Origin of the sequence: Neoroseomonas lacus, assembly GCF_014644535.1 — a bacterium.
GTDB lineage: Bacteria > Pseudomonadota > Alphaproteobacteria > Acetobacterales > Acetobacteraceae > Neoroseomonas > Neoroseomonas lacus.
The window spans coordinates 375,363-388,200 of the sequence record NZ_BMKW01000002.1; the positions used below are offsets into that span (position 1 = coordinate 375,363).

Annotated in this window: 13 protein-coding genes; 3 read left to right on the plus strand and 10 right to left on the minus strand. The window is 67.2% G+C overall.

Annotated elements, in window-relative coordinates; genetic code table 11:
- Position 1 precedes the first annotated feature (1 nt).
- The 3 genes from IEY36_RS05170 to IEY36_RS05180 are packed head-to-tail and all read right to left on the minus strand — an operon-like array spanning position 2 to position 2,637.
- Positions 2-964, minus strand: coding sequence for a Bug family tripartite tricarboxylate transporter substrate binding protein (locus IEY36_RS05170; protein ID WP_188965847.1), 963 nt, complete (start codon positions 962-964; stop codon positions 2-4).
- A gap of 14 nt (positions 965-978) precedes the next feature.
- A complete protein-coding gene (locus IEY36_RS05175; protein WP_188965848.1) occupies positions 979-1,638 on the minus strand; it encodes an RraA family protein in 660 nt (219 codons plus the stop codon).
- Between the two features lie 21 nt (positions 1,639-1,659).
- Positions 1,660-2,637: a Bug family tripartite tricarboxylate transporter substrate binding protein gene (locus IEY36_RS05180; protein ID WP_188965849.1), complete on the minus strand. Its 978-nt coding sequence runs from the start codon at positions 2,635-2,637 to the stop codon at positions 1,660-1,662.
- 124 nt (positions 2,638-2,761) lie between these two features.
- Here IEY36_RS05180 and IEY36_RS05185 point away from each other — a divergent pair, with 124 nt between their 5' ends.
- Positions 2,762-3,703 carry a LysR family transcriptional regulator gene (locus IEY36_RS05185; RefSeq protein WP_188965850.1) on the plus strand — a complete coding sequence of 314 codons (942 nt, stop codon included), beginning with the start codon at positions 2,762-2,764 and terminating at the stop codon, positions 3,701-3,703.
- Between the two features lie 248 nt (positions 3,704-3,951).
- Here the strand turns inward: IEY36_RS05185 and IEY36_RS05190 are convergent, their stop codons facing one another.
- From IEY36_RS05190 to IEY36_RS05205, 4 genes are read right to left on the minus strand one after another with little or no spacing between them, the layout of a single operon-like run.
- Complete coding sequence (locus tag IEY36_RS05190) at positions 3,952-5,133, minus strand: CaiB/BaiF CoA transferase family protein (RefSeq protein WP_188965851.1); 1,182 nt, start codon at positions 5,131-5,133, stop codon at positions 3,952-3,954.
- On the minus strand, positions 5,130-5,591 hold the full coding sequence (locus tag IEY36_RS05195) for a Zn-ribbon domain-containing OB-fold protein (RefSeq protein ID WP_188965852.1): 462 nt from the start codon (positions 5,589-5,591) through the stop codon (positions 5,130-5,132). Before IEY36_RS05195 ends, IEY36_RS05190 begins: the two co-directional genes overlap by 4 nt.
- A complete protein-coding gene (locus IEY36_RS05200) occupies positions 5,588-6,817 on the minus strand; it encodes a thiolase family protein (RefSeq protein WP_188965853.1) in 1,230 nt (409 codons plus the stop codon). Before IEY36_RS05200 ends, IEY36_RS05195 begins: the two co-directional genes overlap by 4 nt.
- Positions 6,818-6,822: 5 nt before the next feature.
- The gene (locus IEY36_RS05205; RefSeq protein ID WP_188965854.1) at positions 6,823-7,803 is read right to left on the minus strand and encodes a Bug family tripartite tricarboxylate transporter substrate binding protein; all 981 of its coding nucleotides are present in this window, start codon (positions 7,801-7,803) and stop codon (positions 6,823-6,825) included.
- 87 nt (positions 7,804-7,890) lie between these two features.
- Here IEY36_RS05205 and IEY36_RS05210 point away from each other — a divergent pair, with 87 nt between their 5' ends.
- Positions 7,891-8,733, plus strand: coding sequence for an IclR family transcriptional regulator domain-containing protein (locus IEY36_RS05210; protein WP_188965855.1), 843 nt, complete (start codon positions 7,891-7,893; stop codon positions 8,731-8,733).
- A gap of 58 nt (positions 8,734-8,791) precedes the next feature.
- Here IEY36_RS05210 and IEY36_RS05215 read toward each other — a convergent pair whose 3' ends face one another.
- Positions 8,792-10,063: an SMP-30/gluconolactonase/LRE family protein gene (locus tag IEY36_RS05215; RefSeq protein WP_229681143.1), complete on the minus strand. Its 1,272-nt coding sequence runs from the start codon at positions 10,061-10,063 to the stop codon at positions 8,792-8,794.
- Here IEY36_RS05215 and IEY36_RS05220 point away from each other — a divergent pair.
- Complete coding sequence (locus IEY36_RS05220; RefSeq protein WP_188965856.1) at positions 10,053-11,003, plus strand: Bug family tripartite tricarboxylate transporter substrate binding protein; 951 nt, start codon at positions 10,053-10,055, stop codon at positions 11,001-11,003. The two genes, IEY36_RS05215 and IEY36_RS05220, sit on opposite strands and share 11 nt — an antisense overlap.
- Here IEY36_RS05220 and IEY36_RS05225 read toward each other — a convergent pair.
- Positions 10,990-11,928 (minus strand): SMP-30/gluconolactonase/LRE family protein, encoded by a 939-nt coding sequence (locus tag IEY36_RS05225; protein ID WP_188965857.1) that lies wholly within the window; start codon positions 11,926-11,928, stop codon positions 10,990-10,992. The two genes, IEY36_RS05220 and IEY36_RS05225, sit on opposite strands and share 14 nt — an antisense overlap.
- Positions 11,929-11,947: 19 nt before the next feature.
- Positions 11,948-12,727: an HpcH/HpaI aldolase family protein gene (locus IEY36_RS05230; RefSeq protein ID WP_188965858.1), complete on the minus strand. Its 780-nt coding sequence runs from the start codon at positions 12,725-12,727 to the stop codon at positions 11,948-11,950.
- Positions 12,728-12,838 lie beyond the last annotated feature (111 nt).

A 12,838-nucleotide genomic window follows, 5' to 3' on the forward strand; every position in this document is an offset into this window, starting at 1 on the left:
ATCAACGTGGCGGAGCCTCGCGCTCGGCGCCGATCGCCCGCGCGGTCTCCTCCCATTTGCTCACCTCGCTCGACATGAAGCGCGTCGCTTCCTCGGGTGAGCATGTCCAGATCGTCGTGCCGAGGCTGTCGTGCCTCGCCACGATGTCGGGGCGGTGCAGCAGCGCCATCGCATCCGACTGGATCCGCCCGATCACCTCGGGCGGCGTGCCGGCCGGGGCCATCAGGATGCCCCAGACGGTACTGGTGAAGCCGGGCAGGATGGTCTCGCCCACGGTCGGGATCTCGAGCGCCTGCGATGCGCGACCCGCACCGCACGTCGCGAGCATCTTCATGCGGCCCGCGCGCACATGCGGCAGCGTCGGCGTGACGGTGTCGAGCATCGCGTTCACGCGCCCGGCGATCAGGTCCGGATGACCCTGCGTGGACCCGCGATAGGGTACGCGCGTCATCTGCAGCCCCGCCTGGTGGCAGAGCAGTTCCATGCCGAGGGCCCCGAAGGTCGCGTAGCTCGTCTGGCCGGGCCTCGCCTTCACATACGCCACGAACTCCGAGGCGCTGTTCGGCGGGAAGTCGGGAGCGACGATCAGCGCCTGCGGCGTCTGCGACGTCGTCGTGATGTAGGCGATGTCCCGCATCGTGTCGTAGGGCGTGCGGTACAGTGCCGGGCTGATGGAATGCGCCGTGCCGGCGAGGCACAGCGTTGTTCCGTCCGGCGTGGCGCGCGCCATCGCCTCGGCGCCGATCATGCCGTTGGCGCCGGGGCGGTTCTCGACCGTCACCGCCTGGCCCCAGATCGGGGTCAGATGTTCCGCAAGCAGGCGTGCGGTGATGTCCGATACCCCGCCGGGCGGATATGGGACGATGATGCGTACCGGCCGCATCGGGCGACCCGACTGGGCCCAGGCGGATCCGGCACCGAGTAGCAACGCTGGCGTGGCGAGCAGGCTTCGTCGTGCGACCATGTCCCGCTTCCTCCTCAGCCGCCTTTGGCGAGGCGCGCCGCCTCGCCAATACCCTTGCCGGCACGCACATGCTCGAAGATCCGCTGATCCATCGCCTCGGCCTTCTCGGCGCGCTCGAAGACTTCCATCAGTCGGGCGCGCGGGATGCAGACGACGCCGGTACTGTCACCGACCAGGATGTCGCCGGGATTCACCGTCACACCTTCCAGCTTGATCGGGACCTGCGTCACGGCGGTGCGCACGCGGGTGCGGCCGCTGACCGGCACGGCGTGCTTCACGAAGAGGTCCATGCCGCTGTCGATGATCTCGCCGAGGTCGCGCACGCCGCCATCGATCACGATGCCGGCGATGCCGCGCAGCTTCGCCGCCGTCGCCGCCGCCCCGCCCATCATCGAGACATGGGCGCCACCGGCATCGATCGCGATCACCTCGCCCGGCGCGGCGTTGTCCACATAGGCGGGTATGTCGAATTCCTCCGGCGCAAAGGTGCCGAGCGCACCGACCGCGACATTCACTGTGAAGGCCGGTCCGGCGAATTTGCGGTCCGCCGCGACGGGGCGGATCGGCGGCACCACCAACCCTTCGATGCCGAGCGCATCGAGTGCGCCGCCCACCGTGCTCGGACCGATCTCGCGCAGGCGGGCGCAGATGGCGGACATGTCAGTCGCGTTCATGCTGTATCGTTTCCTTGGCGGTCACTGAGGTTCGATGCGCGCCAGCCGCACCAGGTCGCCCCAGCGCCTGGTCTCGCTGCGTATGAAGTCGGCATAGGCTTCAGGGGAGTCGGAGAGGGACACCTCGAAGCCGAGCGCTGCGTAGGTGCGCCGCACCTCCTCCGTGTCGTAGCGGGCGCGCAGCGCATCGAAGAGGCGACGGATGATTGCCAGATCGGTGCCGGCCGGCGCGGCCATGCCCTGCCAGGGCACAAGCTGGAAGCCGGGCAGCCCGGCCTCGGTCAGCGTCGGCAGGTCGGGGGCGAGCGGCGTGCGTGCTGCCGCGGTGACGCCGAGACCGATCGCGCCGCCCGAACGGATATGCGGCAGCGCATTGGCCGGGTCGGCAAAGGTGAAGGAGAGCTGCCCGCCCAGCAGGTCTGTCACCTGCGGCGGGATCGAGCGGTACTGCACGCCGAGCGCTTCGAACTGTCCGTCATGCGTCAGCATCACCGCCGCGATCTGCGACGAGCTGCCTGAATAGCCGTAGGTCAGCTTGCCGGGATTGGCGCGGCCATACGCCACCAGTTGCTGCACGTTGCGCACCGGCAGGGAGGGATGGCTGAGCAGCACCAGCGGCCCAGTCGCGAGGTTAGACACCGGCGCGAAATCCGCCACCGGATCGTATGGCAGGTTGCGGAAAAGCGCAGTGTTCGCCGCGTGGGTCGAATTGGTGACGACGAGCAGCGTGTAGCCATCGGGCCGCGACCGGGCGACGGCCTGGGCACCGATGATGCCGCCGGCGCCGGTGCGATTCTCGACGACGACCTGGCCGCCGATCGCCTCGGAAATCGCGCGCGCCGCCTGACGGCCGACCACGTCCGTGGAACTGCCCGCGGCGAAAGGCACGATCAGGGTGATGGGTCGGCTGGGATAGGCTTGCGCCGTCGCGATGCGGGGCAAGCTCAGCAGCGTGGCAGCACCCCCCAGCAACGCCCGGCGGGACGGTCGAATGGACATCGGCGTTTCCTCGCCGCCCGATCTGAGAACCCTGTTCCGGATCCTTCATGGCGGCGACGTCATCTAAGGAGCAGCTCGACTGTTCGACAAATCGGAAGATTCAAAGCATTCTTCCATTTCGCTTATGAGTCCGACGCTCCGCCAGTTCGCCGCCTTCCTCAAGGTCGCCCGCCTCGGCTCCTTCGCCCGCGCGGCGGAAGCCCTCGGCATGTCCCAGCCCGCACTCAGCCAGGCGATATCGCAGATGGAGGGCACGCTGGACGCGCGGCTGTTCGACCGCACGACGCGCTCGGTTCGGCTGACGCGGGAAGGCGCGCTGCTGGTACCGCATGCGGAGGCCATCCTCGCCAGCGTCGAGGACGCGGTCGGCGCCGTGCGACGGCAGGGCGCTACGCTGCGGCCCAGGATCTCGGTCGGGACGCTGCCGTCGCATGCGACGATCTTCCTTGCCGATATCCTCCGCCTGTTCCGGCTGCGCTATCCGGCCGCCGAGGTTGCCGTGACCGATGGCACCTCGGACGTGCTCTATGCCGGCATTGAATCGGGCCAGATCGACCTTGCCCTCGCCAGCCGCCTGCGAGAGCGGGACACGGTGCGCTTTCGCCCACTGTTTCGCGAGCGCTTCGCCCTGGTGCTGCCGCGCAGCCACCCGCTCGCACGCCAGGCTGCCGTGAACTGGAACGACGCCCTCGCGCACGACTTCATCGCCTTCCCCACCGGCAGCGCCGGTTATGAGGCGCTGCACGATGGGCTGGAGCGGGCAAACCTGGCGTTGCGCCCGGTCATGACGCTGGCGCAGTCGGCGACGGTGCTGAAGATGGTCGAGGCCGGCGTCGGCGTGACAGCATTGCCGATGCTCGGTGGCCCAAAGCCTGACCATCCGAACCTGACGATGCGGCCCTTGGCCGACCCTGTCATCGAGCGCGAGGTGGGCATTCTGCAATCCTCGGCGTTTGTGCCTACGGCCGGCATGCGGGTCTTCGAGGAAATCATGTGCGCCTGCATCAGGCATTGCGAATTGCCGGGCATTGCTGCGACCACCGCCACGCAACGAAGGCACCGATAGCATCGCCGGACGCCGCCGTGATCGGCGACGATGCATCGGGCACCTTCGCGTCGCCTATCGAGCCGTACGCATGTACCGACGTGGTGGGGGCAGCCAGGTCGGTTCAGCAGGTAGGTGCGCAATGCGTGCGGCGCGCCTTTCTCCACAAGCGAGCGAGTCGCCGGCGACGTCGATCTGTGGTGAGGTCGCCGAGGGTCAAGGTCGAGTTATAGGATCAGCCTGCCACACCTACGTTGGAAGAAGGCAGGTCATTGCGATTGCGGGAGCGTTGGCTGGCTCTCGCGTTCAATCGCGTTCAGCACTTCCGTGGTGTGTTCCCCAAGTGCGGGTGGGCTGCGTACCGGGCCTTCGCGCGCCACATCGCGCCAAGGCATGCCCGCCGTACGGATGCGGTTGCCGGAACCCGGGGGATACTCCACCTCGACAAGCATCCCGCGTTCGACAAGTTGCGGCAGCGCGAGCGTCTCGGCGAGCGTGTTGATCGGTTCGACAGGAATGCCCGCGGCGTCGAACACCGCGATCCAATGCGTTGCCGGGCGTGTCATCAATATTGCCTCGACTGCCGGCACCAGAGTCGCGCGGTTGCGGTTGCGGGAGGGCTGATCTTCGTATCGCCGATCGGCAGTGAGTGGGGCAAAGTCGGGCAGCGCCACAAGGCCCGTCCAGTTCTTCTCGTTGGTGACAGCGATGACGATTTCGCGGTCGGCAGTGCGGAAGCTCTCGTAAGGTGCCATCAGCGGATGCGCATTGCCCCAGCGGCTCGGCACCTTGCCGCTCATGCCCCAGGCGGCCACCGACTGGCCCATCAGCGCGACCAACCCGTCGAGCATGCTGATGTCGAGATAGCGACCCTCGCCCGTGCGTCCTCGTTCCATCAGCGCGCCGAGGATTGCGATGGCCGCAGACAACCCGCCCATCGTGTCGGCCACCGGCGCGGCGGCCTTCATTGGGCGGCCATCGGCCTCACCAGTCTGCGCCATCAGGCCGCCTACCGCCTGAACCATGAGGTCGACCGCCGGACGTGACGCCATCGGCCCGGTCTGCCCATAACCGCTGATCGAGCAGTAGATGACGTCGGGTCGGACGACCCGCACCGCGTTGTAGTCCACACCGAAGCGCCGGACCGTGCCGGGCCGAAAATTCTCCACGAAGATGTCGCAACTGCGCGCCAGGTCGAGGCACGCCTGTCGACCTTCGGTCGTGCGCAGGTCGATGGCCACCGACTTCTTGTTGCGGTTGTAGCCGATCAGTGTCGGCCCGGCGTCTCCGGCGAAGGGAGGTCCCCAGAAGCGTGTCTCGTCGCCCACGCCGGGGACCTCCACCTTGAGCACTTCGGCGCCGAGATCGCCCAGGACCATGGTCGCGAGCGGCCCTGCCAGGGCGCGCGTCGTGTCGAGAACGCGGATGCCCGCGAGAGGGCCCCCGCTCATGCCGCGCCCACGACGAACACCGGCAGCAGCTGACCGAGTTCCAACACACGGAAATCCACCGTCACAGGTGCGTCGATGGCTATCGGCTCCGGCTCGGCGATCAGCCGTGTGAAGAGGTGCACCCCTTCCTCCAGCGCCACGATCCCGACGGTGTAAGGCGTGGAACCCGCGAAGTCGCCGCTCGGCGCGCGATGCACCTCGCTGTAGCTGTAGACATGCCCCCGGCCCGAGGCAGTGCGCCAGGCCAGGTCAGCAGAGCCGCAATCGGTGCAGACAATGCGCTTCGGATGAAAGCACTTGTCGCAGGCTGGGCAGTATTTCAACACCAGCTCGCCGTGCTGCACGGCATCCCAGAACCCGACCGTCTCTGGCGACGGTTGATAGAGACCGATGAACCAGTCGCCGGCCCGTAGCGGCACGCCGCGTGACCAATCGACTTTTTGTGGCGCGAAGCTCATCGCGTGGGCTCCCGAGTGAGGATGACGACGGAATGGCAGGCCATTGGACCGCCATGGCCGTGCACGATGCCGGCCTCGACGCCGGGCACCTGGCGGCCTTCGGCGCGGCCATGGATCTGGTCCACCACCTCCTGGAGGTTATAGAGGCCCTGGGCGACCTGGCCGAAGGACAGGTAGCCGCCCATGGTGTTGAAGGGCAGTCCGCCGTCGAACGCGATGCCGCCATCCGCCGCGAACCGCCCGCCCTCACCGAAGGGGCAGAAGCCGAGTTCTTCGAGTATCATGAGGTTGGCGAAGGAAAATGGTGCCGAGCTTTGCGCGATATGCATGTCATGCGCGCTGAGGCCCGACATGGCATAGGCCTGCTTCGCGGCAAGCGCGGTCCCGGTGCGGACAAGGTTTGGGCCGTCCTCAAGAGGCGCGAACCCCCAGCTGCCCATGCGTTCGCCGACCCATTCATGGGTGCTGCATTGGCCAAAGCCCGCGAGCCACGTCGCCTCGGCGTGGCGGCCGCCACGGGCAATGTCCGCGCGCGTCAGCACGATCGCCGTCGCGATGCCGCCCGGATACCACACAGCGCAGTCGAGCATACGCAGCGGCGAGGCGATCATGCGCGAGGCGAGAACATCCTCGATGGTGATCGGCCCCTTGTGGCGCATCGCAGCATACGGGTGTTGCAGCGCCCAGTGCCGGTTTTCGACCGACACATGGGCACACATCTCGGGCGTGGTCCCGGTCTCATGCATGTAGCGGCAGGCGAACTGAGCGTAGATGGAGGGTGTCGAGGGACCGTAGGGCGCTTCGAACTGCAGGTCGCCCTCCCAGGCGGCATTGGAACCGACCTGGTCCATCCACAGGCCGCTCGCCTCGTTCGTCACGCAGAGTGCGTAGTCGATGACCCCGGCATGCAGGGCGAGCGCCGCAAGTTGCAGCGTACCCAGCGCGCCGCCTCCGTGTGCCGTGACCTCGGTATTGAACGTAGGACCGATCTTCAGCTCGTTGAGCAGGGCCTGATTGTATTGCAGCACCATGTAGGATTGCGGCGTGCGGCCGGTGAACAGCGCGCCGACCTCGGCACGGGTGATACCGGCGGCAGCCATGGCGCGCCGAGCGGCGATGGCACCGAGTTGAAGCGGGGTCTTCGGCCCGTCCGGATCGTCGCGTTGGCCGAGTGCCCGGCCCATGCCAACGATGGCTGTCGCGCTGCCGATGGTGGTCGTAGCCATGCGCGTCAATCCACCCGCGCGCCGGAGGCCGTGATGACCTCACGGTACCGCGCAATCTCGGCCTGCGTGAAATCAGCGAGCACCAGTGGGCCGGCGAACCATGGCTCGGTGCCGGTGGCGGCGAGTGCGGCGCGCAGGTCTGGATCGGCGAGCACTCGCTCCGTGGCGGCGCTCAGCGTTGCCACCGCGGCCTGCGGCGTGCCGGCTGGGCCGAACAGGGCGAACCAGGGGATCACAACGAAATTCGAATAGCCTGCCTCGATCATGGTTGGCAGGTCGGGCAGCCAGGCCGGCCGTGTCTCACCGGTGGTGGCGAGCGCCCGCAGCCGTCCTGCATCGATATGCGGCTTCAGTGGCTGATAGGGATAGAACATCAGCTGTGTGCGCCCAGCGAGCAACTCGGTGAAGACCTGCCCGCTGCTCGCATAGGGCACATGGACGATGTCGATCGCCGCTTGGCTACGCAGCGCCTCCCCCGAGAGATGCGCCGAGGTGCCACTGCCTGTGGAAGCGAAGTTGAGCTCGCCCGGACGCGCCTTCGCGAGCGCGACGAGTTCGGCCACCGAGCGCACCGGCAGGTCGGGATTCACGACCAGCACCATGGGCTGGGCGGCGATGCGGGCGATCGGCGTGAAGTCGGTCTGCGGATTGTACGGCAGCGAACGATAGAGGCTGACATTGATGGCGTTCGTCTGGCTGCCGGCGAAGCCCAGCGTGTAGCCATCCGGCGTGGCGCGCGCGACGGCTTCTGCGCCGACGATGCCGCCTGCGCCGGCGCGGTTCTCCACCACCATGCGTTGGCCGAGCACATCGGAGAACCGTGGCGTGAGCGTGCGCGCCAGCAGGTCCGTGGCGGTGCCAGGTGCATAGGGTACCACCAGACGGATCGGGCGGTTCGGAAAAGGCTCGGTTGTCTGCGCCCACGCCGAGGGAGCGAGCACGGGTGACACGAGCCACGCGCTGAGCGCGATGCGGCGAGAGAACATTGAACGTCTCCTGCGCCGTTGTTGGAGCCCCCCCCTGCGGCGCTGGCGCTGCGTCCGGGAGCGATGTAAACTTCCGCATTCCGGAAGATGATCCGCTTACCGGAAGAAGCCTGCAAGGAGAACACACCCCTGTCAACGCGCTTTGGCGGGCTTGAGCCCGACCTCGTCCAGTCTTTGGCAAAGGGCCTTGCCGCCATCGAGGCCTTCGATGTCGAGCATCCGCGCATGACGTTGAGCGAAGTGGCGCGTCGCATCGGCGTGACGCCCGGCTCAGCGCAGCGGATCCTGCGTACCCTCGACCGGCTCGGCTATGTCGGGTGCGCGGACGGGCACTACTCGCTGCGGCCGCGCACGCTTCAGCTTGGCTATTCCTACCTCGCCTCGCTGCCGGCGGTGGCGATCGCCCAGCCGTTACTGACGGCAACCACCGGCGCGACCGGGGAGACGGCCTATGTGGCGGTGCTGGACGGGATGGATGTGGTCTATGTTGCGCGGGCCACGGGTCGGCATCTGCGGCGCGACTATATGTCGGTCGGTACGCGCATGCCTGCGCACGCAACCTCGCCCGGCAAGGTACTGCTCGCGGGAATGCCGCATGGGGATCGGCGCGCTATGCTGGCGGGGCGGAAACTGCAGCGTCTGACCCCCTGTACCGTCACGGATGTCGAGGAACTGCTGCGGCAGATCGCGATGGTGGCCGAACGTGGCTACGCGCTGAACGACCAGGAGACCATCATGGGGCTGCGCTCCCTCGCCGTACCGGTGACGGTGGGCGGACGCGTCGTCGCCGCGCTCGGCACCAGCACCGAGGTTTCCCGGAATTCAGTGTCTGAGATGGAGGCACATTTCCTGCCGCGCCTGCGCGAGACGGCCGTGTCTCTCGCGCAGGCGCTGAAGGCTCGCGACGCCGACAGCCTGCAAGGACGGTGATGCGCGGGCACGCGAGCGAAGACCGACGCGCCGCGTCCCGGCTTCTGTCGTGCCGCGCTCAGGCGTGCGAGTACATGGCCCGACCGGGCACGTCCATTGGCACCTGCATCACCGACCCGGTATGCGCCTCCAGGATGAACAGCGTGCGGCGGTCTGGGCCGCCGTACGCAACGTTGGTGACGTACATGCCGGTGCAGGACCGAATGCGCAGGAGGGGTTCTCCATTGGGCGAGAACTGCCAGACGATGCCGTTGCGTGCGTGCACGACGATCAGGTTGCCGGCCTCGTCCAGCGCCATGCCGTCCGGCCCGAGCCCGCCGCTCAATTGGATGAACAATTCGATCTGACGCGACGTGTAACCGCCCGCGACAGGGAAGCGCCACACGGCGTTCCCCCGCGTCACGCCGAGCAGCAGATGCGTTCCTGCCTGATCCAGCACCAGGCCGTTGGGCGTTGGTACGTTGTCCACCAGCAATTCCAGGATCGCGCCGTCCGGCGAGGCGCGAAACACGCGGCCGGTCGGATCGCCGAGATGGCTCCGGCCGGGATCCGTGACATAGAGCGATCCATCCGGTCCGAAGAACAGATCGTTGAGGCCGCGGAAACGCTCGAAGTTCGGCCGCGTGGCGAAGGGGCGAACGACGCGCTCCACCGGGTCCATCACCATGATCCCATGCTCGCGATCGGCCAGGAAGATGCGCCCGTCCCGGTGGATCTTTAAGCCATTCGGCTCGCCATCATACTGCGCGGCCAGCGTCCAGCATCGGTCACGATCGATGCGGAAGATGCGGCCATGCGGGATGTCGACGCACCAGAGCTGCCCCTCACGATCGAAGGCGGGACCCTCGAGGAAGGAATGTACGGGGCCCATCGCCGCGGGGCGCGTCCGTGCCCAAAGGCTCGGCGGCCCCTTCCAGTGCAGCGCGTCGGGCAGGGCTGTGTAGAGCTCGGCACGGACTTCGCGCGGTGGGGCATACATGCGGTTGCTTCCTCCGATGACGGCGAGCCTTGGGCGGTGGGTTCGCCGCCCTGAGGGTATTGAATTAGATTGATCAGTCAACTTCATGCCGATCATTGGCACGGTGCTGCGACGATGCCAGCAGTCCGCAATCGCTGCGATCTCGATATCGCCGTGAAGCGCGCATATAATGAAACGGCGGGTGATCCGTGCTCGAAAGCCTCGGACAGCCACCGCCAGCAGACCACAACCTGTCGCGATATGTGTTGACACATCAACGACACGATGATGTCGTTCCCGGGTCCAGGATAATCCCCCCGCGCTGACAATGGCGCGGAACGTCGCGTGCAGGAGGAAACATATGATCCGCATCGTCAGCGCGGTCGCTGCGTGTTGTCTCGTCGCCACCTCGGCCCGAGCGGAGTTTCCCGACCGCCCGATCCGCATCATCGTCCCCACCGCACCCGGCGGCAGTTCCGATATCGTCACGCGCATCATCGCGGAGGCGGCGACACCGTTCCTGGGTCAGCGAGTGGTGGTGGAAAGCCGGCCTGGTGGGAACGGGAATGTCGGCATGGATGCCGTCGCGAAATCGGCGCCGGATGGCTACACGCTCGGCAACTGTGCGATCGGCACCTGCACGGTGAACCCGTTCCTCTACCGCATGCCCTACGACATCCGCACCGAGATCCAGCCGGTGTTCTGGGCGGTCAGCCTGACCAACGCGCTAGCCGTCAACGCCCGCCTGCCGGTGCGCAACGTGGAGGAGTTCATCGCCCTCGCACGCACGCGGACGCTCTTCTACGGCTCTTCCGGCATCGGCAGCCTGCATCACATGTCGGCGGAACTGCTGGGACCGCAGCTCGGCGTGCGCTTTGAACACGTGCCCTATCGCGGCGCCGGCCCGGCGATGCAGGATCTCATGGGCGGCCGCATCGACTTCATGATCGAGAACATCTCGACCGTGGTGGGTCCAGCGCGCGACGGCGCCATCCGCCCGCTCGCCGTCACTGGCCCGACGCGCAGCGAGGCCGCACCCGACCTGCCGAGCTTCACGGAACTCGGCTATCGCGACATGGTGGTGCTCGCCTGGTTCGGCTTCGTCGGTCCGGCCCATATGCCGCCGGCGGTCGTCGCCACGCTGAACAGCGCCTTCAACCGGGCCCTGCAGACCGAAATGGTGCAGACGCGCTTCCGCGAAATGAGTCTGGTGGCGGAGGGCGGCTCCCCCGAGCGCTTCCAGCAGCATATCGATAGCGAGCTGGCGCGCTGGGAGAGGATCGTCCGCGAGCGCGGCATTAGGGCGGAGTGACGGGATCCGCCCCAAGGAAATCCAGGTCGGCGCGGTACACCGCGCCTTCCTGCGCCTCCAGGATATAGAGCGCGCCGCCATCCGGGCTGAAGGCGCAGGCGGTGGTCCAGGCGCCGCCCGGCGTCCTGATGCGGCAGAGCAAATCGCCCAGTGCATCGAAAACATAGGCGCGCCCGGCCTGCGACTGCGCCACCGCAACGCGGCCCCTGTTGTCGATGGACAGCCCGTCCGGCCCGTTGCCGCCGGACAGATGCGCGAAGGTGCTCACCATCGGGAAGACCGGATCGGGCGCATCCGCGAGCAGCCGCCAGATGCAGTTGGCGCGCGTCACCGAGACGAAGACCTGCCGTCCGCTCGCGTCCAGCGCCACGCTGTTGGGATAGGGGATGTTAGCGAGCACGATCTCGGGGCCGGCCGCCCCGCGCCGCAGCCGCATCAACCGCCCCGTCGGATCGGATGGGCTGCTGCGACCGGGGTCGGTGAACCAGAGATCGCCGTTCGGCGCCACAGCGACGTCGCTCAAAGCGCGAAAATTCTCGAAGTTCACGCCGCTACAGATCACGTCCATGGTGCCGCGCGCGGGGTCGAGCCGCATCAGCCCACCGCGGCGATCAGTCACCACCAGGCGGCCATCGCCGAGATGCGCCAGGCAATGTGGGTTGCCGTCATAGGCATGTGCGACGGTCCAGCCGCCGTCGGGGTCGATGCAGAAGATGCGGCCATAAGGAATATCGACCAGCCAGAGATTGCCATCGGCATCGAAGGACGGGCCTTCGAGGAAGGAATGCATGCTCAGGCCGGGGCGATTCATTCGCGCCCATTCGCTGGGCTCGCCGGTATGGCGCAGTGCGTCGGGTAGGCGGGCCCAACACGCCGCCTCCACGTCGAAGGGCTGCTCCAGGCGGGTGACGCGCTGGCCCGTCATCGCCCGACGCTCCGTACCGTCACGGCCTGACCTCGGGGTGCAACTCCTTCACCACCGCCTGCAGCCGCGTCGCCAGGATGTAGACGGCGTTGAGGCACAGCGCTGTGGCGCCGGCGGCACGGATCGCGGGGATGTCGGCGGCGGTCTGAATCGTTGTCGCCAGCGCCGGCCCTTCAGCGGCCAGCACCTTGCGGTGGATGGTGTCCAGCGCCGCCACCACGTCTGGATGCTTCGGATTGCCGATGCGGCCGAGCGAGGCCGACAGGTCGGACGGCCCTACGAAGATCGCATCCACGCCCGGCACGCGGGCGATTGCATCTACTTCCGGGATCGTCGCCGCATCCTCAATCATCAGTACGATGCTGGTCTGCTGGGCCTGGGACGAGAGATAGTCGGCCGGCCGGACCATGCCGTGCATGGCGGCGCGCGTTCGGCTGCTGATGCCGCGCTCGCCGAGTGGCGAGTAGAGAGCGTGCTTCACGATCTCCCGCGCCTGGTCGGCATTGCGGACATGCGGCACCTGCACGCCGGCCGCGCCCATCTCCAACACGCCGAGGATGTGGAACTCCGATGCGGAAGGCACGCGCACCAGCGCTGGGATGCCGGCGACATCCGCGGCGCGGATCATGTGCACCATTGTCTCAGGTGAGATGGTGCCATGCTCCGCATCGATGATCACGTAATCGAAGCCGGCGTAGCCGATCATCTCCACCATGTCAGGCGAGGGCATGCTGCAGAAGCAGGCGAACATTGGCTCGCGGGCGCGCAGTTTGGCCTTCAGCGTGGCGCGCTGGCTCATGGCGTTGCGCTCGGAGGGGCGGTGATCACTCGCGGCTGGCGTCGAAGCATTCCTTGATCCTCCCGAAAGGACCGGAACGCTAGGTCCATACCATTGACTCGTCAATCATAT